Genomic DNA, 24,208 nt, shown 5'->3' with positions numbered 1-24,208 from the left:
GGAATATCGCCATGCGTGATTTCTTTTCCACATTAAAATATGACTTAAAAATCAACACAGCCAAATCTAAGCTGATTATTTTAATTTTTAGAATGGCCACTATTCATGCCAAAACAAAGGCTCTTTACCCGATTTCGCTGATGTTTGTGATACTCAACCGAGTTATTAATGAAGGCCTGTTTGGGGTAGAGCTGTCTTACCATTTGAAAATTGGCAAGGGCTTTAAGATATGGCACGGTAACTCAATGATTATCAACAGAAGTTGTGTGATTGGAGAAGGGTTTACTATCAGGCAATTCTGCACCCTTGGCAGCAATAAAAATGGTGTCGACATCAAATTTAAAGTGGGAAACAACGTCAATATGGGCGCCCATTCCTGCATCATTGGCGATGATATAGAAATTGGCGACAACGTGACAATTGGCGTAGGTACGCTGGTTTTAAAAAGCGTTCCGTCTAATAGCACGGTCATTTCCAGCAATAAAATGGTTATTATCGAAAAGCCCGAAACGTTAACCATTTAATTAACTAGCGCAATACCCAGCATCGGAAACATGTTTTAAGCCGCTCATATTCCACAACTTTAGGCGGACTCAAATTCCCCTTCTCGGTCAGTATCTGACCACGGCACGCTCTCTGACAGTAGAAGCGTTTGATGGATGGCAGGCTAAATAGAAAAAGGCCGACGATTGTCAGCCTTTAGAATCATTTTAAAAATCTTGCTTACTTCTGAACTTCTATACATTTTCCAGCGGATGGGGCCTGGACAGTACCGTAACTTCTATCAGGAATTCCCTTCATCACCTCTTTTAAGGTGAGTTCGCACACTTCCATGCTAGGCATGGGGGTCACGTTCCATGAAACATTACTCGTATAACCTGACGCCAGAAGCATAAAATAATAAACAGTTGCCACAATACCCCCTATAAACAGTCGCGGATTATGTGAATCGAATCAGGAAGCGGCAAGTCATTTATTACATTTGAGGAATTTTTAAGGCATTAATGACAAAAAAATAATGATTATCATGGGTTAGCAATGATGATAATTAACAAGTCCACAAACTTTTTCACAATAACACTTCTTCGTAGGCGCATATGTACTGACCTACGCTCTCTTAGTTTAGTGATAAAACTGTACGTCTATATTTTTATATATCTTATAGATCAAGCAACTACACCTGCATGTTCATTACTTCCTGGTAGGCGGACACCATCTTGTTACGCACCTGAATCCCCATTTGTAACGAAACTGACGATTTTTGCAGATCGACCATCACATCATTTAGCGCAACACCGGGAGTTCCCAGGGCAAATTTTTCAGCCTGGGTACGCGCAGCGGTTTGGGTTTCGCTGATGCGACCAAGTGCTGCCTGCAACTCACCAGCAAAACTCACTTTAGGCTCGTTATTCTGAACCGGATTCCCCGCCGACAGCGCGGTTGCCTGCAACTGCTGAAGAACGCCTTCAATGCCCTGAATTGCCATTTACCTGCCCCAATGATTTTTAACGCGGCAAGATTAACACCTTGTCAATAGGACAAAGGCGGTAATTAGCGTCAATAAATAGAGCTAATTCAGCCATCGAAAGTTTTGAGAAAGAAAATAATGACGGTGCCATCTATGTGGAACTTTTGTTGTGGGAGCTCGTTTTGTTCACTCTTTATAGTAAAAATGATGTCTATGTTCAGCTGCGAGGTGCTCAATGACCGCAGCGGACCAGGCACAAACGTCACAAAACAAACCCCAGGAGTGGCTGACCCGCGTTCGCGCGAATCCTAAAATCCCACTGATGGTCGCAGGTGCGGCGGCGATCGCCGTTATTATCGCGCTGGTACTGTGGGCCAAAACACCTGATTACAAAGTGCTATACAGCAATCTGGCCGATCAGGACGGTGGCGCCATCGTCACGCAACTGACCCAAATGAATGTGCCTTACCGCTTCTCCGATAACGGTAGTGCCATTGAAGTTCCAGCCGATAAAGTCTACGACCTGCGTCTGCGCCTCGCCCAACAAGGGTTGCCGAAAGGTGGCGCAGTCGGCTTTGAGCTGCTGGACCAGGAAAAATTTGGTATTAGCCAATTTAGCGAGCAAGTGAACTACCAGCGTGCACTGGAAGGTGAACTGGCGCGAACAATCGAAACACTCGGCCCGGTAAAAAATGCGCGAGTGCATCTCGCCATGCCAAAGCCGTCTCTCTTTGTTCGCGAGCAAAAATCCCCTTCTGCTTCCGTAACGCTCAGCCTCGAACCTGGCCGCGCTTTAGATGAAGGGCAAATCAGCGCCGTTGTCCATATGGTTTCCAGCGCGGTTGCAGGGCTGCCACCAGGTAATGTAACGCTTGTTGATCAAGGCGGGCATCTGCTCACGCAGTCCAATACCGCAGGCCGCGACTTAAACGATGCCCAGCTGAAATATGCGATGGATGTTGAAAGCCGCTTCCAGCGCCGTATCGAATCAATCCTTGCACCTATCGTGGGTAGCGGGAATGTCCATGCTCAGGTCACCGCCCAGATAGATTTCGCCAATAAAGAAAAAACTGAAGAGCAGTATCGCCCGAATAGCGATCCTTCTCAGGCCGCCGTGCGTTCACGCCAGCTAAACCAAAGTGAGCAGGTTAATGGCCGTAACCCAGGTGGTGTTCCGGGTGCTCTTTCAAACCAACCGGCTCCGCCGAACAATGCCCCTATTGCCAACGCACCACAAAACAATGCGGCAAATGCACCTCAACAAAATCAAACGACGCCGATGGGTGGGTCTACCCCAACCGGCTCAAGCAATACTCAGCGCGACGAAACAACCAACTACGAAGTTGACCGCACTATTTTGCATACCAAGCTGAACGTCGGTGATATTCAACGCCTGTCTGTGGCAGTCGTCGTGAATTACCGCCAGCTAACCGATGGCAAACCGTTGCCGTTGACCGCCGAGCAGATGAAGCAAATTGAGAACCTGACGCGTGAAGCGATGGGCTATTCCGATACACGTGGCGACACGCTCAATGTTGTGAACTCACCATTTAGTGCAACAGAAGAAACCAGCCTTGAGCTGCCGTTCTGGAAGCAACAAGCCTTCTTCGAAATGTTGATGTCCGCAGGCCGTTGGTTGGTGGTACTGATTGTTGCCTGGCTGCTGTGGCGCAAACTGGTGCGCCCACTTATTCAACGTAAGGTCGAGGTGCAACAAACGCAGGTGGCAGCACAACGCCAGCGTGCGGAAGAGGAAGATGCAGTTTCAGTTCGTCTGACGAAAGACGAACAGCAGCAGCAACGCAAAGTGAATCAAAAACTGAGCGCTGAAGTGATGAGCCAGCGTATTCGCGAGATGTCTGATAACGATCCGCGCGTCGTTGCGCTGGTGATACGCCAATGGATGAGTAACGAACTATGAGTATTAGCGGAACAGAGAAAAGCGCAATTCTGTTGATGACCATTGGCGAAGACCGTGCGGCAGAGGTGTTCAAGCACCTTAGTCCACGTGAAGTCCAGCATCTTAGTGCGGCCATGGCCAGCATTCGCCAGATTTCCAACAAACAGCTGACCGAGGTGTTAGCTGAATTTGAACAAGAAGCCGAGCAATATGCGGCGCTGTCGATTAACGCCAACGACTACCTGCGCTCTGTGTTGATCAAAGCATTGGGTGAAGAGCGTGCTTCCAGCCTGCTGGAAGATATTCTGGAAACCCGCGAAACCACCTCGGGTATGGAAACGCTCAACTTTATGGAACCACAGAGTGCCGCCGACCTTATTCGCGACGAGCACCCGCAGATCATCGCCACGATTTTGGTTCATCTCAAACGCGCTCAGGCGGCCGATATTCTGGCGCTGTTCGACGAACGTCTACGCCACGATGTAATGCTGCGTATCGCCACCTTCGGCGGCGTGCAGCCTGCGGCCCTGGCAGAGTTGACCGAAGTGCTTAACAACTTGCTCGATGGCCAGAACCTCAAACGCAGCAAAATGGGCGGCGTGAGAACGGCAGCAGAAATTATCAACCTGATGAAAACGCAGCAGGAAGAAGCGGTTATCTCCGCTGTTCGCGACTTCGACGGCGAACTGGCACAGAAAATTATCGACGAAATGTTCCTGTTCGAAAACCTGGTCGAAGTGGACGATCGCAGTATCCAGCGACTGTTGCAGGAAGTGGAATCCGAATCGCTGCTTATCGCCCTCAAAGGTGCCGAGCAACCGCTGCGCGAGAAATTCCTGCGCAACATGTCGCAGCGTGCAGCAGATATTCTGCGCGATGACCTCTCCAACCGTGGCCCGGTGCGCCTGTCGCAAGTGGAAAACGAACAGAAAGCCATTCTGCTTATTGTTCGTCGCCTGGCAGAAACCGGCGAGATGGTAATTGGCACCAGCGAGGATACTTATGTCTAACTCGCTGCCATGGAAAATCTGGACACCAGACGACCTGGCCCCACCATCACAGACCTTCGAGCCGATGTTCCAGTCGGAATCGGATGGCGATGAGCCTGACCAGGCTCAGGAAAGCGTGCCTGATTTACAGCAACAACTTGCTCAAATGCAGATGCAGGCTCATGAGCAAGGCCATCAACTGGGCTATGCCGAAGGGCAAAAAATTGGCGTGGAAGAGGGTCGTAAAACAGGTTTTCAGCAAGGACTTGAACAAGGTCTTGCTGAGGCTAAGCAGCAACAAGCGCCGGTACATGCGCGAATGCAGCAACTGGTGAGCGAGTTCCAGTACACGCTCGACGCGCTCGACAGCGTAATCGCTTCACGTTTGATGCAGATGGCACTGGAGGCGGCTCGCCAGGTTATCGGCGAAACCAAAGGCATTGATAACAATGCGCTGATTAAGCAGATTCAGTCGCTTTTGCAGCAAGAACCATTATTCAGCGGCAAACCGCAGTTGCGCGTTCACCCGGATGATTTGCAACGTGTTGACGAGATGTTGGGCGCAACCCTCAGCCTGCATGGCTGGCGTTTGCGTGGCGACCCAAGTCTGCATCAGGGCGGCTGCAAAGTCTCCGCCGATGAAGGTGACCTCGACGCAAGCGTTGCAACGCGCTGGCAAGAACTCTGCCGCCTTGCAGCGCCAGGAGTGTTGTGATGACTGCGCGTCTGACTCGCTGGCTTAATTCGCTCGATACTTTTGAGGCGAAAATGTCTCAACTGCCGACCGTGCGTCGTTATGGTCGTTTGACTCGCGCAACCGGTCTGGTACTGGAAGCCACAGGTCTGCAATTACCGCTTGGTGCAACCTGCATCATCGAGCAGCACTCACGAGATATCGAGTGTGAGGTCGTCGGCTTTAACGGTCAAAGACTGTTTCTGATGCCACTTGAGGAAGTCGAAGGCATTCTGCCCGGTGCGCGTGTTTATGCCCGCGCCACCAGCGAAGGTGGCCTGCATAGTGGCAAACAACTGCCCCTCGGCCCGGCGCTTCTGGGCCGTGTACTGGATGGCAGTGGTCGCCCACTCGACAGCCTTCCGGCACCGGAAACCACCACGCTAGGCGCATTGGGTGCCGCCCCGTTCAACCCTTTACAACGCACCCCCATTGAACACGTGCTCGATGTTGGTGTGCGCCCTATCAACGCGCTGCTAACCGTGGGTCGTGGCCAGCGTATGGGCCTGTTTGCCGGTTCTGGCGTGGGGAAAAGTGTGCTGCTGGGCATGATGGCACGTTATACCCAGGCCGATGTAATCGTCGTGGGGTTAATCGGCGAACGTGGGCGAGAAGTAAAAGACTTTATTGAAAACATTCTTGGCCCTGAAGGGCGTGCCCGCTCGGTGGTCATTGCTGCTCCGGCGGATGTTTCGCCGCTGCTACGTATGCAGGGTGCCGCTTACGCCACGCGCATCGCCGAAGATTTCCGCGACCGTGGCCAGCATGTGTTGCTTATTATGGACTCCCTAACCCGTTATGCGATGGCGCAACGTGAAATTGCTCTGGCGATTGGCGAGCCGCCTGCAACCAAAGGTTACCCACCGTCGGTGTTTGCCAAGCTACCTGCGCTGGTTGAACGTGCGGGTAACGGCATTTCTGGCGGCGGTTCGATTACCGCGTTTTATACCGTTTTGACCGAGGGTGACGATCAACAAGATCCGATTGCCGATTCCGCGCGCGCCATTCTTGACGGCCACATTGTGTTATCGCGCCGTCTGGCCGAAGGCGGTCACTACCCGGCAATCGATATTGAAGCGTCTATCAGTCGTGCCATGACTTCGTTAATTACCGATCAGCACTACGCACGCGTGCGCCATTTCAAACATCTGTTATCCAGTTTCCAGCGCAACCGCGATTTGGTCAGCGTAGGCGCGTATGCCAAAGGTAGTGACCCGCAGCTCGATAAAGCAATTCTGCTGTGGCCGCAACTGGAAGCCTTTTTGCAGCAAGGGATTTTTGAGCGCAGCGGCTGGGAAGAAGCTTGCCAGTCACTGGAGATTATTTTTCCAACGGTTTGATAAGCCATAGTAGGTCGGATAAGCATCAGCGTCATCCGGCTTAAGCTTGACGAGAGGTAACAATGAACCAAAGCACAGCACTGGATACCCTGCACGACCTGGCAGAAAAAGAGGTCGAGGACGCAGCAGTACGCTTAGGGGAAATGCGCCGCGGCTGCCAGGCGGCAGAAGAACAGCTCAACATGCTGATTAACTATCAATTTGAATATAGCTCCAGCCTCAACGACAGCATGAGTCAGGGCATTGCCAGTAACCGTTGGCAGAATTATCAGCAATTTATACAAACGCTTGAGAAAGCTATCGATCAGCATCGCCAACAGTTGATGCAGTGGAACGGAAAGGTCACTCAGGCGCTGAATGTATGGCAAGAGAAGCAGAAGAGATTGCAGGCCTGGAGCATGTTACAGCAGCGCAAAGCAGCGCAAGTCCTGTTGGCTGAGAACAAGCTTGATCAAAAACTGATGGATGAATACGCCCAGCGGGCAACATTGAGGAAAGCAGAATGATTATGCAGCCCCTGATTACAACCTCTCCCGATGTCGCAAGTACTGCGTCTGCTCCGGGTAGTGTAGTTCCTGGCGATATAGACTTCAGTGAGGATTTCCTGAGCCTGCTGAGCAAAGCGCTGCCGGGTGAGGTTACTCTGGCAGATGGTAAAACCGTGTCTCTGGAAGCCGCTCTGGATAAAACAGCAGGCAAAGACGCGCCTGCTATTGCTGCTGATACCGCTGATGAAAAAACCACGCTTGCCGCGCTATTAAATAAACTCGATGCACCACAGGCATTATCTGCCTTGCTCTCTAATGTGAAGAAAAGCAGCAACGATGAAAAAACGGTGCAGGTCGATGCGCAACATGAGCAAACCCACACGCTTAGCAATGCTGACATGCAGGCATTAAGCGCGCTGTTTGCCATGCTGCCACAGCAATTGCCAGCAGCAAGCACACTTGCCCCCCTGCCAGATGGTGAGAGCAGCGCGGCGGTTAGCCTGAATACTTTGCTTTCCAGTAGCGGCATAAAAAATGCGCCGATGGTTGATGCACGAACCAACAGCACCATCGCGACAGATAACACCTTGGCTCTGGATAGCGCAGTTACAGCAAAAAATGCACCCGCAACAACCGACTCACCGGTTGAAGCAAAAGCTTTCACCATAAGTAGCACTGAAAATGGCAACCGTGATGCCGCAGCGAACAACACCAGCACGGCTTCGGCACTAACCACGCCAACTTTCAGTACCGCAACGGTGGCGACACCTGCTTCGGCGCAAATTGCTGTGCCAGTCGCACCACAAATTAGCGCCCAACTTGGCAGCCAGGAGTGGCAGCAGGCAGTTAGCCAGCACATCACCCTATTCACTCGCCAGGGCCAGCAAAGTGCCGAGCTACGTTTACACCCTGAAGATTTAGGACAGATTCAAATCAGCATGAAGCTTGATGACAACCAGGCACAATTGCAGATGGTTTCAGCCCACAGCCACGTTCGCGCAGCACTTGAAGCGACATTACCAAACCTGCGTATTGCGCTGGCAGAAAGTGGTATTCAGCTTGGGCAGAGCAGTATCAGTAGCGAAAGTTCTGCCGGGCAGCAGCAACAGCAATCAGGCCAACAGCAGCAACAAGCATCACGATCGGGCGCTACTTTCCCATCAATGGGTGATGCTGATTCGCTGGCAGTTCCTGCCAGCGTACAACGTTTAGCGTCGGGTAATAACGCGGTGGATATTTTCGCCTGAGCCACGTTCCCTAAGCTAAACGTCAGAGGTAACAACAAATATCACCTGTTTTCGGGCCTTTGAACGCCCGCCGACACGCGATAATTAACCGATACCCAAGCTACTTCAAGGTGCAGGTAGGCGGCAATCGAATGAATCCCGATGAGCTTACTTGCGTAAGTGATTCGGGTGAATGAGAGCAGCCAACACCCATGCAACTTGAAGGGCGATGGGTATATATGCAGTACCGATACAGGAAAGATTCATTTTATGACTGACAACGCTTTGCCAAAAAGCCGCAAGCGCTCCATCTGGATGCCATTACTGGTCCTGATTACACTTGCCGCGTGTGCTACCGCTGGTTACAGCTACTGGCGTATGCAGCAGCAACCTGCTGCCGCACAGGCGAAGGCACCAGAGCCACCGCCAGCACCGGTATTTTTCGCACTGGACACCTTCACCGTTAACCTCGGTGATGCTGACCGCGTCTTGTATATCGGTGTCACATTGCGCCTGAAGGATGAAGCCACGCGTCAACGTCTGAGTGAATTCCTGCCAGAAGTACGTAGTCGTCTATTGCTGCTGTTTTCCCGCCAGGACAGTGCAGCCCTTGCGACCGATGAAGGTAAACAGAAACTGGTTGAAGCGATAAAGAATACGCTGGCACCGCCTCTGGTCGCCGGACAACCTCAACAGGCAGTCAGCGATGTGCTGTATACCGCCTTTATTTTGCGGTAATCCCATGGGCGACAGCATTCTTTCTCAGGCCGAAATTGACGCACTGTTAAATGGCGACAGTGACAACTCCGACGAACCCAAGACCAGTGTCGTTAATGAAACCGACATTCGTCCTTATGACCCCAATACCCAACGTCGTGTGGTGCGCGAGCGCTTACAGGCTCTGGAAATTATTAACGAGCGTTTTGCTCGTCAATTCCGTATGGGGTTATTTAACCTGTTACGTCGCAGCCCGGACATTACCGTCGGGGCTATCCGCATTCAGCCGTACCACGAGTTTGCCCGTAACTTGCCCGTGCCTACCAACCTCAACTTGATGCATCTGAAACCGCTGCGCGGCACAGGTTTGTTCGTATTCTCCCCAAGCCTTGTGTTTATCGCCGTGGACAACCTGTTTGGTGGTGACGGACGTTTCCCAACTAAAGTTGAAGGCCGGGAGTTTACCCATACCGAGCAGCGCGTGATTAACCGCATGTTGAAACTGGCGCTGGAATCTTATAGCGACGCGTGGAAAGCCATTTATCCACTAGAAGTGGAGTATGTGCGTTCCGAAATGCAGGTGAAATTTACCAACATTACGACGCCGCCCAACGACATCGTGGTGAATACGCCATTCCATGTGGAAATCGGCAACCTGACCGGCGAGTTTAATATCTGCCTGCCGTTTAGCATGATTGAGCCTTTGCGCGAGCTGCTGGTGAATCCGCCGCTGGAAAACTCCCGTCAGGAAGACCAAAGCTGGCGCGATACCCTGGTACGTCAGGTTCAGCATTCTGAGCTTGAGCTAATTGCCAATTTCGCTGACATCCCGCTACGCCTGTCGCAAATTTTAAAATTGAAACCTGGTGACGTGTTGCCGATTGATAAACCGGACAGGATTCTGGCGCACGTTGACGGTGTCCCGGTACTGACTAGTCAGTACGGTACGCTTAACGGCCAGTACGCTCTGCGCGTCGAACATTTGATCAACCCGATACTGAATTCGCTGAACGAGGAACAGCCCAAATGAGTGATATTAATCAACCGTCCGACGACAATGCAGACTCCGTGGACGATCTGTGGGCTGACGCGTTAAACGAACAGAAAGTTACGACCAACAAAAGCACCGCAGACAGCGTATTCCGTGCTCTTGAAGGCAATGACATAGCGGGCGCGATGCAAGACATCGACCTGATTATGGACATCCCCGTCAAACTGACTGTGGAGCTGGGCCGTACCCGTATGACTATCAAAGAGCTGCTGCGTTTGTCGCAAGGTTCAGTGGTAGCGCTGGATGGCTTAGCAGGTGAACCGCTGGATATTTTGATCAACGGTTATCTGATTGCTCAGGGCGAAGTCGTGGTAGTGGCTGACAAATACGGTGTTCGTATCACCGACATTATCACGCCATCTGAGCGTATGCGTCGTTTGAGCCGCTAACACCATGAAAACCCAGGCAACTGTTCAGTCACAACCCACTGCCAGCACCGGCTCTCCGTTGGTGCAAGTGAGCGGCGCATTAACGGCGATTATCATTTTTATTTTACTCGCGGCCTGGGTGGCAAAACGTTTTGGCTTTACGCCGAAAACTGGCTCCAGCAAAGAGATGAAAGTCAGCGCCAGTTGTAGCGTTGGCCCGCGTGAACGAGTGGTGATTGTCGACGTGCAAGATGCGCGTCTGGTGCTCGGCGTGACTGCCGGGCAAATCACTCATTTGCATACGCTCCCCGCCGCGATAGTGAGCGAAACTGTGTCTCCAGCAGCACCTGCTGATTTCCGCGAATTGATGAAAAACAGTCTGATGAAAAATCTGCTTAAACGTAACGGGAAAGATTGATGAAACGTTGGCTCCCTTTCTCGTTGCTTGGCCTGTTGTTAGTCATGCCAGCCGCTTTTGCACAACTACCCGGCCTTATCAGCCAGCCGATGTCTAACGGCGGCCAAAGCTGGTCGCTGCCGGTTCAGACGCTGGTATTTATTACTTCGCTGACATTTTTGCCGGCGATTCTACTAATGATGACAAGCTTCACACGCATCATCATTGTTTTTGGCCTGCTGCGTAGCGCATTGGGCACACCGTCTGCACCACCCAACCAGGTATTGTTGGGACTTGCGCTGTTTCTGACCTTTTTCATTATGGCCCCGGTATTCGACAAAATTTATACCGACGCTTACCAGCCATTTAGTGAAAACAAAATCCAGATGGACGAAGCCCTCGAGCGAGGTTCGAAGCCGCTGCGTGAGTTTATGTTGCGTCAAACCCGTGAAGCGGATCTGGCACTGTTTGCACGCCTGGCAGATACACCGCCGCTGGAAGGGCCTGAAGTGGTTCCGATGCGCATATTGTTGCCGGCATACGTGACCAGCGAGCTGAAAACCGCATTCCAGATTGGCTTTACAGTCTTCATTCCGTTTTTGATTATCGACCTGGTTATCGCAAGCGTACTGATGGCGCTGGGGATGATGATGGTGCCACCGGCAACTATCGCCCTGCCCTTTAAATTAATGCTGTTTGTGTTGGTGGATGGCTGGCAGTTGTTGGTCGGCTCACTTGCGCAAAGTTTCTACAGTTAGAGGGGAAAAAGATGACTCCTGAGTCGGTCATGATGATGGGCACCGAAGCCATGAAAGTGGCTTTGGCGCTCGCAGCCCCATTATTGATGGTGGCACTGGTGACAGGTCTGGTGATCAGTATGCTGCAGGCCGCGACCCAGATAAACGAAATGACCCTATCGTTTATCCCGAAAATTCTTGCGGTGTTCGTCACTATTATCGTTGCAGGGCCGTGGATGCTTAATCTGCTGCTGGATTATATGCGCACGCTGCTGACGAACATCCCGATGAACATTGGATGATTCACATTGATAGCGGGCAGTGGCTCACGTTATTAAGTATGGGGTTCTGGCCATTTATTCGTATTCTGGCCCTGATTTCAACTGCACCAATACTCAGTGAACGCGCGATTTCAAAGAAGGTAAAAATTGGCCTCGCGTTGATGATTACCTGGATAGTGGCACCGACCCTTCCGGCAACTGAGGTCACTATTTTCTCGGCGGCCGGATTCTGGCTCGCAGCACAACAAATTCTGATTGGCATTGCGCTTGGCTTCACCATGCAGTTTGCCTTTGCCGCCATTCGTACTGCAGGTGAGATAATCGGCCTGCAGATGGGGCTCTCATTCGCTACCTTCTTTGACCCTGGTAGCCGCCTGAATATGCCAGTCCTTGCCCGTTTTATGGACATGCTGGCCATGTTACTTTTTTTGGTGTTTAACGGCCATTTATGGCTGATATCGATGCTGGTCGACACTTTTCACACCCTGCCAATCGGTGGCAATCCGATTAACAGTAACGCGTTTATGGCGCTGACTCGAGCAGGCGGCATGATCTTCCTCAATGGCTTAATGCTGGCCCTCCCACTCATCACTTTGTTGCTCACGCTAAACATTGCCCTTGGTCTGCTAAACCGTATGTCACCACAACTGTCTGTGTTTGTTATCGGTTTTCCGCTGACACTTGCTGTGGGCATGTTGGTGATGACGGCATTAATTCCCTTAATGGCTCCTTTCGCCGAACACTTATTTAGTGAAGTATTTAATTTGCTCTCAGATATTGTGAGTGAAATTCCCGCGAATTAACCCCCAGGTTTTGTGGAGTCTTACTGAGGATATTCCTAAAAGCTTTCTTGAATAACATCCACCAGGATATAACTGGCGCGGCTTATATGCTTTTAGCTATCTCACATAATGTAACATTCACTTTACTTTGAGAGCATTCTTAACAAATTATACATAACTTTACTAGATAGTTGTAACCGAAATAATTCGAGCTGAATCGCGGCTGCAAGAAAATAAGTCCCGATGAGCTTACATCAGTAAGTGATTGTGACGAGTCAGTGCGGTCAACAAAGATGCAGTTTGAAATATGCAGGTTAGTACGCCTAAAAATACTTAATTACGGGTGGGGGGTGTTATGTCAACGATCATTATGGACTTATGCAGTTATACCCGGTTGGGGTTAACAGGTTATTTAACCAGCCGTGGCATCCGAAAACGACAGATGACCAATGTGGAGACGATTGAGGATTTAGCGCTCGCTTGTGAGTCCCAGACACCCAATGTGGTGTTTATTAATGAGGACTGTTTTATCCATGACGCTCAAAGCAGCGAGCGAATTAAGCAGATCATTAATCAGCATCCCAGTACTTTATTCCTGGTCTTTATGGCAATTGCTAATATTCATTTCGATGAATATCTTTTGGTGCGTAGTAATCTGTTGATCAGTTCTAAATCTATTAAGCCAGAGTCACTGGACGAAATACTTTCAGAATATTTAGCAAAAAATGCTCACTGCATCGGGCATATTAATTTACCCACGTTATCATTAAGCCGAACTGAGTCCAGCATGCTTAAAATGTGGATGTCTGGACAAGGCACAATTCAAATATCCGACCAGATGAATATCAAAGCAAAAACGGTTTCGTCGCACAAAGGGAATATAAAACGCAAGATAAAGACACATAATAAGCAAGTGATTTATCATGTGGTGCGCCTTACAGATAATGTCACCAACGGTATCTTTGTAAATTTGCGTTAAGCCGACCAGGATGGTTTTAGGGTGGATTAGCGCAAGCGATATCCACCGCAAATATTTTACTCAGAGCGTTCAACAAAAACGCCATCCGGGTGCCCCAGTTCGTTAAAGAACCAGATCCCCAACGGATACTCTTCCAGCGATACGAGGTACATCGTTCCCTCGCTAAATTGCTCGACAGCTAATACCACGCCAGGCCGACGCGGGCCGCCATCGGTTTTGACTGTCACGCGATCGTTGATATTCATAACAAAAATCTCCAAGTTTCTTTGTGCCAGTGTAGATCAAAAACGACTCATTCGCATCGCATGATGCGCAAGGTTATGCATTTTGTTAAGCGTCTATACTTAAACACGGGTACAGCCTGGAGGACGACTGCATGAAGACCGCGAAAGAGCTTAATGAAACCACACGTATCGATGTCGATGCGCTATTGGCGGCCATCAATGAGATTAGCGAAAGTGAAGTGACACGTGCGAGTGACGATCCGCATCGAGTCAGTATCGATGGGCGCACATGGCACACCTATTCCGAATTAGCGGAAGCCTTTGAACTGGATATACACGATTTTAGTGTTAATGAAGTGAACCGCTGAATTCCCCGAAATAATTCGAGTTGCAGGACAAAAGGCTTCAGCCTTTTGAACAGCGCTTACAGCGTTCAAATCAGATTTCAGCAGCTTGAAGTATGAAGTGGATAAAAGAATCCCGGCAGGAAAGCCGGGATTAAACTTGCGTTAGCAAGAAGCAATTGAAAAATTCGTTACACCAGGAAATCTGATGTGCATCCACCATACATCAGATTTATTTCAAAACAATGAAATGATTCGTTCTATGAATATTCAATTTTTCGCAACGACTTAGCTGAATCGTGCCGCCATTCCTTATTCTTAGCGGTTTCCAGCAATAATACGGATACTCATTAATGATTAGGCTGCGAATTTAATTGAGATTTATCCTACTCAACCAATCATTTAGCCTTTGGATTCAGGAGAAGTACCATGCTGCATCTGCACGATCCGCTATTAATCATTTCAGATCTCGATGGCACACTGCTGGAACACCATTCCTACCGTTGGGAGGCCGCAAGTCCCTGGATTAACATTTTGCGCCAGAACGAGATCCCACTGATTTTGTGTAGTGCGAAAAGTGCTGCGGAAATCATTGAGTGGCAAAATGAGTTTTCATTAACCGGACAGGCGTTTATTGCTGAAAACGGGGCGGTTATCCAACTTGATTCACGCTGGAGTGACAGCGACGATTACCCTCGTCTGATGACGGGTATTCGTCATGAAGAGCTGTTTTCTGTTCTGGATAAGTTACGGCAGAAATTTGGTTTTAAATTCACCTGCTTTGCCGACGCCGATGAGAATACCCTCTGTGAATTAACTGGCCTTACACGCAAACAGGCAGCCCTTGCAAAGCTCAGTGAAGCATCTGAAACCTTAATATGGCGCGATAGCGAAGAAATGATGGCCGCATTTAACGACCAGTTGGCAAGCCTGGGTTTAATGATGCTGCAAGGCGGGCGGTTCTGGCATGTATTAGATATGCAGGCCGGCAAAGATAAGGCGCTACACTGGCTTCAGGAGCAGTTTCAACAACGCGAAGGGAAAACCCACATCACAATAGGTCTGGGGGACAGCCCGAGCGATGCATTACTGCTTGATAGCGTCGATTACGCCGTGGTTGTCAAAGGCTACAGCCGCCAGACAGTGACGCTGCAACGGGACGACCCACAGCGCGTGTATCGCAGCCAGAACTACGGTCCTGAAGGGTGGAAAGAAGGTCTCAATCATTTCATCACCCCTGAGTAATCGGTTTAATCGTGATTACAGACCTGATTACGACCACCCTGCTTCGCTTTATACAGCCGATGGTCAGCGTAAGTTTGCAGGCGTTCGAAATCGTAATCGCTAAATTCAAACGAACTACTCACACCAAATGAGGCACTGATCCTTACCGTATTGCCTTGCTTGATGAGTAATTCCTTAGTGTTAATGCGCACTCGGATGCGTTCAGCCACTTTTGTCGCCTCTTCCAGCGTTGTTTCAGGCAGCACGATACAGAACTCCTCACCGCCGACGCGTCCGGCAATATCGCCCGTACGAAACGCATCACTGAGCATCGCTGCCGCATGGATAAGTACTTTGTCGCCACAGCTATGGCCAAACCTGTCGTTTATGCTTTTGAAGAGATCAAGGTCCATCTGAATCACCGAGAAAGGTAATCCTTGCTGCTCGCACTCCTGCGACAATTTACGCGCAATCTCGAAGAAGGCACCGCGATTGTACAAACGAGTTAGCGTGTCGTAGTTAGCCCGCCAGGTCAGGGTTTGTTGCAAGCTGAACATGTTATTGACCAGGCGGCGAATCACCATCCATGAAGCAAACAGCATAAGCGTAAACAGCATCCACAGAATGCTCAGGACAATACTAATCCGCCCAAATTCGCCCTGAACCCCTTCTTCCAGGGTATGGACTTTAACCAGCAAACCATCAAAGTTATTCAGCTTCGCCCAGGTGATAAAACGGCTATCCATACGCAACTCACCCTCTTCCCCCTGTTTTGCAGCAGTGACCACGTTGGCAATTCGCGCCAATTGGGGTGCGGTAAACAGCTCATGCTGCGGCAAATTCCTGGCCGAAGTCGCAATAGGATTTAATTCGTTATCGTAGAGCAGCACCGTGCCTTCATGGTCATCATATTTGGCTTCCCGCAAGAAGTTATGGAGTGATTCGATAGGATAATCGAGAGCCAGTACGCCATACCAACGCCCGTTAAAATCAAGCGGGACCGAAGCGGTAACAATCTGCCCTGATGTATCGTTGCCATTAAAAGTATGTGTCCACTTCAAAGACCGCTGTGGGTTATTTTGCAGCGACTGAGAGGAAAAATAGGGTCTGGCGATCAAGCGGTAGTAAAGCGAGACGATATTCGGATCGTTTGCGGGCGGCGTGTTCGTCAAAAAGAACCCGCTGCGCGAGGCATAGAACATGCGCTGTGGCATTTTCCCGGAACTGTCGGATAAGCGCATGATATAACTTAATTCCAGCGCCGAGCTTAATTCTGAGTGAAGCGTATGCTCATCTCGGTCGAGCAATGGGCTTTTGTTTACAAATTCATCAGATACGCCACTCATCGGCAAACTGCGGCTTAAATCGAGGCGCAATTGCCAGAAAGGCTGGGTACGCAAGGTATCAAAATCGGCCAGGGATTTGCGGGTTCTATCCGTTGAGATCGGGGATTGCAGCGCATACAGCATCGCATTGCGATAAAACAGCAGATTGTCGATGCTGTGCTGGAGCTGTCGGTCAAGCAAAGTGGCAACGCTATCGAGACTATTACGCTGGTTGGCGACATAAGCCCCTTCTAGTACCACTGCCTCTCGCCATGTCAACACGGTGGAGAACAAAAATACGAAGATAAAACAAAGGTTAACGACCTTTTGCGGATTTTTGAAGCGGCCGATCACGCGTTGTAATGCATTGCCTAACACTAACACTCTCCCTGAAACCGCAATCATCTAAAATCTGTCAACACTGCCGGTGCCATGACACCCAGGTCATGGGTCGGTTCTAATATGTAGAGAATACATGACCACTCAGGATTATTACTAAGGGTAAATATATTCATAGGAATTATATTACCCTCAAAACGAAAGGTAATCAGGAAATAAAAATGCCCTATCAATGACAGGGCATTTGAGGCTTATCCTTGCGAGCCGCCCCCTGTTGCCAGTGGGGCCAAATCATCCTCTCGGAAGGCCTCGCGCTTTACACCAAAACCATCATACCAACGACACTCCACCATACCGCTGGAAAACCCGGTAACAATCATCCTTGGGCCACCATTCTTAGGTTGGACTTCATCGCTGACCATAAAGACCATAACTGCCTCCTGTATCAGGGGTGAAAACTTCTACAGTTATAGACAATGACCTGGTGTTTTGCCTGGCAAACCAGGCAAATTTACGCAAAAAATTAGTGAACTGTGCGCCCGCGCAGGCGGCTTATGCCATTAACGACTACCAGCACAATGGCGCCAATGACAAAACCGATAACCAGGTTTGCTACGGTTGGCCCAAGTAAATGAACGGCTCCACCCACCTTCTGCGCCCAGTTTTCAATGGCATGATGAAGGACCGGAATACCGTGAACCAGAATGCCGCCGCCGACCAAAAACATAGCCAGAGTTCCGACAACCGAGAGGAATTTCATCAGCCACGGTGCCAGCACTAATAACCCTTTGCCAATCCCGCGTGCGATAACCGAGGTTTTTTCAACCAGCCAAAAACCAAGATCGTCGAGCTTAACGATGATTCCTACCAGGCCATACACCCCGATCGTCACGACCAGCGCTATCCCCGATAGCACCAACACCTGGTTGAGCAAAGGCGCGTCGGCGACAATGCCTAACGTAATCGCTACGATTTCAGCCGAGAGAATAAAGTCGGTACGAATCGCACCTTTCACTTTGTCTTTTTCGTAAACCATCGGGTCTTGCGCGGCAATATCATCTAACCGCTTCTGGCGCTCTTCCGGTGTTTCCTTGTGCTTACGGGCCTGAAGCGTGTGAACGACTTTTTCCACGCCTTCATAACACAAGAAAGCGCCGCCAATCATTAATAACGGCGTGATAGCCCACGGTGCAAAAGCGCTAATAATAAGAGCCAGAGGAACGAGGATCAGCTTATTGATGGCCGACCCCTTCGCGACTTGCCACACCACCGGCAATTCACGGTTTGCCCGTACACCTGAAACTTGTTGTGCGTTAAGGGATAAATCGTCTCCCAATACCCCGGCAGTTTTCTTCGCCGCCAGTTTCCCCATCATCGAGATATCGTCCAGCAAAGTGGCGATATCATCCAGCAACGTTAGTAAGCTACTTCCAGCCAAAATGAGCATCCTTTTTTGTTTGTCTACTCAATAGTATGGAACAAAACTTAGCTGGCGAAAATCAAACTCATCTGTCAATAAAAATTAACATTCTACAAACAAGTAAAATCCTCGCCAGAAAGATAGTTTTGACGTTAACTATTAGCTCTATTAGCGTTAGTTACCCTGAATAATTCGAGTTGCAGGAAGGGTAAAGAGAGGAAACATGCGCGTTCGTTCTGGTCAGTTATTGCCGCTGGTTGCTGCATTATTTGCGTTGTACATCATCTGGGGCTCCACCTATTTTGCTATCGCCGTAGGCGTGAAAAGCTGGCCGCCATTTATGATGGCTGGCGTGCGATTTATGGTTGCTGGTGTGTTGTTGATGAGCGTTTTATTACTGCGGGGCCATAAGTTACCCGCCATGCGCCCAATGCTTAATGCCGCGTTAATTGGCGTGTTGTTGCTGGCCGTTGGCAATGGTTTTGTGACCGTCGCAGAACATCAGCATGTTCCCTCGGGTATTGCCGCAGTCATGGTCGCAACGGTTCCGCTCTTTACCTTGTGCTTTAGCCGACTGTTTGGCATTCAAACGCGCAAACTAGAATGGCTAGGCATTGCCATTGGGCTTGCTGGCATTGTGTTACTTAATAGCGGTGGAAACCTGAGTGGCAATCCCTGGGGCGCGTTGTTAATTCTGATTGGCTCCTTAAGTTGGGCGTTTGGTTCGGTATACGGGTCGCGTATTGAATTGCCAACCGGCTTGATGGCAGGCGCGGTTGAAATGCTTGCGGCAGGTGTCGTGTTGCTGGTCGCTTCCGCGTTAACCGGTGAACGCCTGACTGCAATGCCTACACCAGCAGGTTTTATAGCGGTAGCTTATCTCTCACTATTTGGTTCTATTATTGCGATCAGCGCTTATATGTACCTGATTCGTAATGTGGCACCTGCGGTGGCAACCAGTTATGCCTACGTCAACCCAGTAGTGGCAGTGCTTTTAGGTACGGGTTTTGCCGGGGAAAGCTTGTCGCCAGTAGAATGGCTGGCGCTGGGGGTGATTATTTTTGCGGTGGTGCTGGTGACGTTGGGGAAATATCTGTTGCCCCCAAAGCCGGTAGTAACGGCGTGTGAAATAGAGAAGTGATCTCTCATTCGGGTGGCGCTTGCCACCCGCTTTCATTTAATGCATGTATTCCCTGCGTATCAATTTGCGCGTGATTGCCACCACTACAGACCCACTCTTCAAGCCGTTCGCAAAGCGCGCTATCACTGAGTTTTTCGCGCCCACGCAATGAGCATTCCCAGACTAAAAGCACCCGCCAACCTTCGTTCAATAAAAGCTGTATATCTCGCTTATCGCGCTGCACATTTTTACCTATCTTCTCAAGCCAGAACTCGGTGCGGGTTGCCGGAACCTTGAACAGATAACAGTCGTGGTGATGCCAGAAACAGCCATGAGCAAAAATAACGCAGCGATACTCATCAATAACAAAATCCGGACAACCAGCAAGCGAGTCATCCTGCACGCGAAACGCAAAGCCACAATCGCTCAATAAACCAGACAATCGTTTTTCAATAGCCGTGTCACGCGTTGCAATGGCGCGCATGTTTTTGCTGCGAATCGCCTTACTATGCACATCAACCATTAGCGGCTCTCTTACTCGTTATTAATATACTCAGACCAATATTAGCAACAACCACATAACATACGTTATAAAAAAGAAGGGCTCCGCTGCGAATAATTAAAAATGATTTAATAGGAAAATTATTTTCGCTGCCGAAAATGAATATCGCTGAATTTAATTATGTATACTTTTGGACATTCCACGACAGCAACTATTCTCCTAACATCATGTATCAACTAAAAATACACCAATTCCCGCTCATCATTTAGCCACTTTTGAAATAATTTCAACTTTGATCTGTAGAATTAAAATGGCAATCTATATTCCGTAGCACCCATTATGAAGAAGAAAAACTCAAGTTGTTAACATCAGTTGCATTATTTTGTTGGCATGTAACAGCTCTTCATTATATCAAATATTCTAATTAACTTTTTATGCCCGGACTGGGCTTTTTTAAGACGATAACATGAAGCTATACAAAGCATTATTCATCCCAACTTTGTTGTTGAGTGGCGTATTCAGCACATGGGCTGGGGACGTGGAAAATAATATTACTCTGGATTATATGGCTCACTGGAATGAAGCCATTGATGGACAGGCCAATCCTATCTCACAGGCCGCAATCCTCGATGCTGATATTGTGAAGAGTTGCAAAACTGTAGCGCCAAAGACTTATCGCAGTGCAATGGTCAATTTGTGGCAACATAAAACCGGCACGAAAATGACAGAGACGGCATTTCTGTCCGAAGATTTACAGCTATTTGACCGCCTGGCAACAATATCCTGCATTGAAGGTGCGAGCTATGAGCACAAAGGAAATGGCGAGCTGTTAGTTAAAACGCTAAGTGCACAGCTTCTGGATATGGATGTTAAAGATGGCAACGATGCCTTTGAGCAAATAAAAACGATGGAATTCCAGACTGGCATCGTGACCGCCAGATATGGAGTCAGCATTGAGAAACAGAGACAGAATCGCGCAAATTAATTTTCGGTGCTTAAGAAATTTGGGGTCGTATTATTGCCATATGACCCCAAAGTTAATCACTTATTATAAGTGCGATTTTTAACCGCCAATTTTATTGTGCTCTCAAGCAGTTTGGCGACCGCAGCAAACGCAGGCACCACCACTGAATTACCAAACTGTCGGTAAGCCTGAGTATCCGAAACCGGAATACGGAATGCATTGCCTTGAACCGCTTCAAAACCCATTAAACGCGCACATTCGCGGGGCGTTAAACGACGGGGGCGGTTAACCTGATTATCTGCGTTGTCAAAGTCGGCTTCCCCAAGAGATTTATCCCATCCCCGGTCGATAAGTATTTCCGCGCCATCTTTGTAATACCGGGCTGATAATGTGCGGGCCACACTTGCGGGGTTCTGGGGATCAACTAATCCATAACCAAATCCATTACCCTTCGCCTGATGTTTTTTGGCGTAATAATAAAGATACTTCCACAGCGTTGGCGTCAGAATATATTTACTATCGACAGAAGGTTCCAGTAATTCACCAAAGGTTGGGCGGCGTTGAGGATATAGCTCACTGAGTTTAGTTAATGTGAAATCTTTATGCAGATTGAGGTCGCGACGAAAACCTACCAGCACAATACGTTCACGGTGTTGTGGCAGGAAGTTTTTACCATCAATAATTTTTGGATCCCCCGCCCCCATTATTGCGGCATCAGCCACCTCATAACCCAGGCTATCGAGGGTTTCCATAATGATACGGAAGGTGTTGCCTTTATCATGGCTTTTGAGGTTTTTAACGTTCTCGAGCACAAAAATTGCCGGACGTTTCGCATCAATAATGCGCGCGACATCGAAGAACAATGTGCCCTGCGTTTCACAAGCAAACCCATGTGCTCGCCCTAATGCATTCTTCTTCGACACCCCAGCCAGAGAAAAAGGTTGGCATGGGAAACCCGCCAGCAAAACATCGTGATCGGGCATCGTTGCCTGAATATGTGCCGCAGCCTCTTCATCACTGACATCGTCACGATGGCTCAAAGTGACATCGCGGATATCCTGATTGAACTGATGATTCTCCGGGCTGCAATACCAGTTGGCTTTATAAGTACGTACCGCGTGCTTGTTCCACTCGCTGGTAAATACACATTCGCCGCCAATTGCTTCGAAACCGCTACGAATTCCGCCAATCCCGGCAAATAAATCGACAAATTTAAATGCGTATTTCCCATGATGCGCTGGCAATGGCGGCAACATGTTTTGCAGCATTTCGCTTTCAGCAGGCGTCAAGGTACGCGGAGACGATTTACGGTTAAACCAGCGGTTTAACGATTCACGAGTCCAGTCACCGCTCACCTGACGCAAATGGTGCGCCACTGTCTTCTGGTCATAGATTTCCAGAATGTGGCTCACGAGTGCGTAGTCTTCTTCTAGTTGTTGCTGCTGCTGGCGGAGGGATTGTTGTGAGATTTGCACGGCAATAGTGTCGAAGTCGTTCATCATGAACCATAGCAGGGAAAATAGAGTGTCACTCTATCACTGATTTGACCCAGAGAGAATCAGAACAGCCCGCAACCATGCGGGCATCTATTTAATTTTAAGAGGGAATTTTTTGGGAAGAAAATTGATGCACAACGTCCTGCTCAATACCGCAGTAATCACCTTTCAACTCAGCACAAAGTTTGGCCATGTAATTCACCAAGAAATCTGCATTAAGAAGAGCCAGCGCACGCCCTGCCTCGGTTTGCATGGTATCAGGCAATTTAAGTAACTTTTTCTGGAAGTGATCAAGGGCATAAGTGGCATCATCCAGCTCGCGATGGCATGCCAGTGGATCTTCGCTGTCAAACAGTGGTCGCCCTAACGCACCAGAAGTATAGAAAACCCTCGCAAGTCCTATTGCTCCTAAAGACTCCAGACGATCGGCATCTTGCACAATTTTCGCTTCAAGTGTTTGAGGTGCAATCCCGGCGCTAAAGCTATGAGCGCGCACAGCATGTGCAACGGCATCGTATAACGGATGCGGAAAGTCGGGAAAGTGAGCATCCAGAATACGTAAAGTCTCTTGAGCGGCCTGTGTGGAAGCAAGATGACGTTCAGGATGGTTCTTCGGCAAGTTGACAATATCATGGAAGTAACACGCGGTTAGGACCACCAGCCTATCGGCCTCTGTGGTTTCCATGATCTGCTGTGATGTTTTCCATACACGACGAAAATGTGCCACATCATGGGCTTTATCGTCCTGCAACCAGTTGTGTTGCAAATACTCATCAAAACGTTCTTGCCAGTGGGCTATCGGCATACGTACTCCTCACTTCGCAGCTGGACCCGGTACTTAATATGAGTACAAGATCACAAAATAAGCAAGTAAAGCGCTGACAACAGACCACATTGGCACGATTTTATTCACCTGGCCCGCGTATACCAGGCCAAACCACCTAATAAGGCGGCAACCGATCCCAGAACTAATAACCCCATTAAGGCGCCAAGCAACTTTCCACCGAGCGATCCCATATCGCCACCGGTTACGTCACTGACAACCCAAAAGTAACGTACCACAGCCCAAACCGTGTACAGGCAAAATCCATAAAACAACCACAGCGCCAATTTTCCGCCCGGAGTACGAGTCGGTTTTTCGTCCATAACCTCTGACATATGTCCCTCAATTAATTAGCTGATGTATTGAGATAGGTGGAGCATCTCCATGGGTGTGATTTTTATCACATTTTCATTGTTTTTTAACAGCATGAAATAGCTGTTTTTAATCAGGATAATTCCTAAAATTGTAATATATCATGTCATTTCTCACCAAATTAACAACCCGCAAACATAAGGTCACTTATTGAACGATTTTATAAATATGTAATTTTAGACATTGTTAACTTAATATCCAGCCAGTTTTAAGCACAAACACCAAAACAATACCCAACTGAATTAAAGTCCAGTAAAAACAACAACAAAAATCATGAATGCATTCAAAAATATTAGCTCTTAGTTTATCCGGTTAGATTAAATTAGAGATATAAGACAAAAAGACATTTTGGATTATAAAAATGCAGGCAATAGATATCGATAATAATACTAATTAGACTTCGAATACCTGCGGGCTCCCCTGTCAAATGCTCAGACTATAGATGCAGTCTGGCAACTCGCAACCCCCCTACCCCAGGATCTCCCCGGAACGTGCGTTCATATAGCTGATACATATATTTCTACTGCAAACATTGAGGGGTGAAATAATTTTATGGCTTCCCGCCCAAGCTGTGACCCGCGTCGTTGAAAGAAAAAGTG

General features: G+C 48.9%; 28 protein-coding genes. 19 read left to right on the top strand and 9 right to left on the bottom strand.

Annotated features, from left to right (window positions below):
- Window positions 1–11 precede the first annotated feature (11 nt).
- The gene (locus AC0IXI_RS09240) at window positions 12–524 is read left to right on the top strand and encodes an LbetaH domain-containing protein (RefSeq protein WP_134186645.1); all 513 of its coding nucleotides are present in this window, start codon (window positions 12–14) and stop codon (window positions 522–524) included.
- 650 nt (window positions 525–1,174) lie between these two features.
- Here the strand turns inward: AC0IXI_RS09240 and fliE are convergent.
- Window positions 1,175–1,486, bottom strand: coding sequence for a flagellar hook-basal body complex protein FliE (fliE, locus tag AC0IXI_RS09235; protein WP_134186506.1), 312 nt, complete (start codon window positions 1,484–1,486; stop codon window positions 1,175–1,177).
- Between the two features lie 217 nt (window positions 1,487–1,703).
- Between fliE and fliF the strand changes: the two genes are divergently transcribed.
- The 14 genes from fliF to rcsA all read left to right on the top strand — a co-directional run bounded on the left by fliF (window position 1,704) and on the right by rcsA (window position 13,456).
- Window positions 1,704–3,389: a flagellar basal-body MS-ring/collar protein FliF gene (gene fliF / locus AC0IXI_RS09230; RefSeq protein WP_471682298.1), complete on the top strand. Its 1,686-nt coding sequence runs from the start codon at window positions 1,704–1,706 to the stop codon at window positions 3,387–3,389.
- A complete protein-coding gene (fliG, locus tag AC0IXI_RS09225) occupies window positions 3,386–4,378 on the top strand; it encodes a flagellar motor switch protein FliG (RefSeq protein WP_064512055.1) in 993 nt (330 codons plus the stop codon). The genes fliF and fliG overlap by 4 nt, the downstream gene beginning before the upstream one ends.
- Complete coding sequence (fliH, locus tag AC0IXI_RS09220) at window positions 4,371–5,072, top strand: flagellar assembly protein FliH (protein WP_471682297.1); 702 nt, start codon at window positions 4,371–4,373, stop codon at window positions 5,070–5,072. Before fliG ends, fliH begins: the two co-directional genes overlap by 8 nt.
- Complete coding sequence (fliI, locus tag AC0IXI_RS09215; RefSeq protein ID WP_471682296.1) at window positions 5,072–6,430, top strand: flagellar protein export ATPase FliI; 1,359 nt, start codon at window positions 5,072–5,074, stop codon at window positions 6,428–6,430. Before fliH ends, fliI begins: the two co-directional genes overlap by 1 nt.
- A 62-nt stretch (window positions 6,431–6,492) precedes the next feature.
- On the top strand, window positions 6,493–6,936 hold the full coding sequence (gene fliJ / locus AC0IXI_RS09210) for a flagellar export protein FliJ (RefSeq protein WP_471682295.1): 444 nt from the start codon (window positions 6,493–6,495) through the stop codon (window positions 6,934–6,936).
- The gene (locus AC0IXI_RS09205) at window positions 6,933–8,165 is read left to right on the top strand and encodes a flagellar hook-length control protein FliK (protein ID WP_471682294.1); all 1,233 of its coding nucleotides are present in this window, start codon (window positions 6,933–6,935) and stop codon (window positions 8,163–8,165) included. Before fliJ ends, AC0IXI_RS09205 begins: the two co-directional genes overlap by 4 nt.
- 249 nt (window positions 8,166–8,414) lie before the next feature.
- The gene (gene fliL / locus AC0IXI_RS09200) at window positions 8,415–8,882 is read left to right on the top strand and encodes a flagellar basal body-associated protein FliL (RefSeq protein ID WP_064512062.1); all 468 of its coding nucleotides are present in this window, start codon (window positions 8,415–8,417) and stop codon (window positions 8,880–8,882) included.
- Between the two features lie 4 nt (window positions 8,883–8,886).
- On the top strand, window positions 8,887–9,891 hold the full coding sequence (gene fliM / locus AC0IXI_RS09195) for a flagellar motor switch protein FliM (RefSeq protein WP_471682293.1): 1,005 nt from the start codon (window positions 8,887–8,889) through the stop codon (window positions 9,889–9,891).
- A complete protein-coding gene (fliN, locus tag AC0IXI_RS09190; RefSeq protein WP_134186496.1) occupies window positions 9,888–10,301 on the top strand; it encodes a flagellar motor switch protein FliN in 414 nt (137 codons plus the stop codon). The genes fliM and fliN overlap by 4 nt, the downstream gene beginning before the upstream one ends.
- Window positions 10,302–10,305: 4 nt before the next feature.
- Window positions 10,306–10,698, top strand: a complete 393-nt coding sequence (gene fliO / locus AC0IXI_RS09185) for a flagellar biosynthetic protein FliO (RefSeq protein ID WP_064512064.1) — start codon at window positions 10,306–10,308, stop codon at window positions 10,696–10,698.
- Complete coding sequence (gene fliP, locus AC0IXI_RS09180) at window positions 10,698–11,435, top strand: flagellar type III secretion system pore protein FliP (RefSeq protein WP_134186494.1); 738 nt, start codon at window positions 10,698–10,700, stop codon at window positions 11,433–11,435. Before fliO ends, fliP begins: the two co-directional genes overlap by 1 nt.
- Window positions 11,436–11,446: 11 nt before the next feature.
- Window positions 11,447–11,716 carry a flagellar biosynthesis protein FliQ gene (fliQ, locus tag AC0IXI_RS09175; protein WP_034458225.1) on the top strand — a complete coding sequence of 90 codons (270 nt, stop codon included), beginning with the start codon at window positions 11,447–11,449 and terminating at the stop codon, window positions 11,714–11,716.
- Window positions 11,713–12,498, top strand: coding sequence for a flagellar biosynthetic protein FliR (gene fliR, locus AC0IXI_RS09170; protein WP_064512066.1), 786 nt, complete (start codon window positions 11,713–11,715; stop codon window positions 12,496–12,498). The genes fliQ and fliR overlap by 4 nt, the downstream gene beginning before the upstream one ends.
- Before the next feature lie 334 nt (window positions 12,499–12,832).
- Window positions 12,833–13,456 (top strand): transcriptional regulator RcsA, encoded by a 624-nt coding sequence (gene rcsA / locus AC0IXI_RS09165; RefSeq protein ID WP_134186492.1) that lies wholly within the window; start codon window positions 12,833–12,835, stop codon window positions 13,454–13,456.
- 56 nt (window positions 13,457–13,512) lie between these two features.
- On the opposite strand, the gene dsrB is transcribed toward rcsA, so the two are convergent.
- Window positions 13,513–13,701 (bottom strand): protein DsrB, encoded by a 189-nt coding sequence (gene dsrB, locus AC0IXI_RS09160; RefSeq protein ID WP_064512068.1) that lies wholly within the window; start codon window positions 13,699–13,701, stop codon window positions 13,513–13,515.
- A 131-nt stretch (window positions 13,702–13,832) separates the two neighbouring features.
- On the opposite strand from dsrB, the gene yodD reads away from it, so the two are divergent.
- Window positions 13,833–14,048: a YodD family peroxide/acid resistance protein gene (gene yodD, locus AC0IXI_RS09155; protein ID WP_064512069.1), complete on the top strand. Its 216-nt coding sequence runs from the start codon at window positions 13,833–13,835 to the stop codon at window positions 14,046–14,048.
- 405 nt (window positions 14,049–14,453) lie between these two features.
- Window positions 14,454–15,269 (top strand): mannosyl-3-phosphoglycerate phosphatase-related protein, encoded by an 816-nt coding sequence (locus AC0IXI_RS09150; protein ID WP_471682292.1) that lies wholly within the window; start codon window positions 14,454–14,456, stop codon window positions 15,267–15,269.
- Between the two features lie 5 nt (window positions 15,270–15,274).
- Here the strand turns inward: AC0IXI_RS09150 and dgcQ are convergent, their stop codons facing one another.
- The 3 genes from dgcQ to AC0IXI_RS09135 all read right to left on the bottom strand — a co-directional run bounded on the left by dgcQ (window position 15,275) and on the right by AC0IXI_RS09135 (window position 18,350).
- Entirely contained in the window at window positions 15,275–16,951 is a 1,677-nt protein-coding gene (gene dgcQ / locus AC0IXI_RS09145; RefSeq protein ID WP_471682291.1) for a cellulose biosynthesis regulator diguanylate cyclase DgcQ, read from the bottom strand.
- A 212-nt stretch (window positions 16,952–17,163) separates the two neighbouring features.
- Window positions 17,164–17,343 carry a YodC family protein gene (locus AC0IXI_RS09140; RefSeq protein WP_134186486.1) on the bottom strand — a complete coding sequence of 60 codons (180 nt, stop codon included), beginning with the start codon at window positions 17,341–17,343 and terminating at the stop codon, window positions 17,164–17,166.
- 92 nt (window positions 17,344–17,435) lie between these two features.
- Window positions 17,436–18,350 carry a DUF808 family protein gene (locus AC0IXI_RS09135; RefSeq protein ID WP_134186484.1) on the bottom strand — a complete coding sequence of 305 codons (915 nt, stop codon included), beginning with the start codon at window positions 18,348–18,350 and terminating at the stop codon, window positions 17,436–17,438.
- A 205-nt stretch (window positions 18,351–18,555) separates the two neighbouring features.
- Here AC0IXI_RS09135 and yedA point away from each other — a divergent pair, with 205 nt between their 5' ends.
- Complete coding sequence (gene yedA, locus AC0IXI_RS09130) at window positions 18,556–19,473, top strand: drug/metabolite exporter YedA (RefSeq protein ID WP_064512074.1); 918 nt, start codon at window positions 18,556–18,558, stop codon at window positions 19,471–19,473.
- 4 nt (window positions 19,474–19,477) lie between these two features.
- On the opposite strand, the gene AC0IXI_RS09125 is transcribed toward yedA, so the two are convergent.
- A complete protein-coding gene (locus tag AC0IXI_RS09125; RefSeq protein ID WP_134186482.1) occupies window positions 19,478–19,975 on the bottom strand; it encodes a very short patch repair endonuclease in 498 nt (165 codons plus the stop codon).
- A gap of 445 nt (window positions 19,976–20,420) precedes the next feature.
- Here AC0IXI_RS09125 and AC0IXI_RS09120 point away from each other — a divergent pair, with 445 nt between their 5' ends.
- Window positions 20,421–20,939 (top strand): hypothetical protein, encoded by a 519-nt coding sequence (locus tag AC0IXI_RS09120; RefSeq protein WP_471682290.1) that lies wholly within the window; start codon window positions 20,421–20,423, stop codon window positions 20,937–20,939.
- A 56-nt stretch (window positions 20,940–20,995) separates the two neighbouring features.
- Here the strand turns inward: AC0IXI_RS09120 and AC0IXI_RS09115 are convergent, their stop codons facing one another.
- From AC0IXI_RS09115 to drpB, 3 genes are all read right to left on the bottom strand, one after another.
- Window positions 20,996–22,417 (bottom strand): DNA cytosine methyltransferase, encoded by a 1,422-nt coding sequence (locus AC0IXI_RS09115; protein WP_134186938.1) that lies wholly within the window; start codon window positions 22,415–22,417, stop codon window positions 20,996–20,998.
- 97 nt (window positions 22,418–22,514) lie between these two features.
- Entirely contained in the window at window positions 22,515–23,219 is a 705-nt protein-coding gene (locus AC0IXI_RS09110) for a phosphohydrolase (protein WP_064512078.1), read from the bottom strand.
- Window positions 23,220–23,323: 104 nt separating this feature from the next.
- Window positions 23,324–23,560 carry a cell division protein DrpB gene (gene drpB / locus AC0IXI_RS09105; protein ID WP_064512143.1) on the bottom strand — a complete coding sequence of 79 codons (237 nt, stop codon included), beginning with the start codon at window positions 23,558–23,560 and terminating at the stop codon, window positions 23,324–23,326.
- Window positions 23,561–24,208 lie beyond the last annotated feature (648 nt).

Source organism: Buttiauxella sp. AC038, from assembly GCF_979253565.1.
Note: the sequence above shows the minus strand (reverse complement) of the source record. Positions and strands in the feature narration are given on the sequence as shown.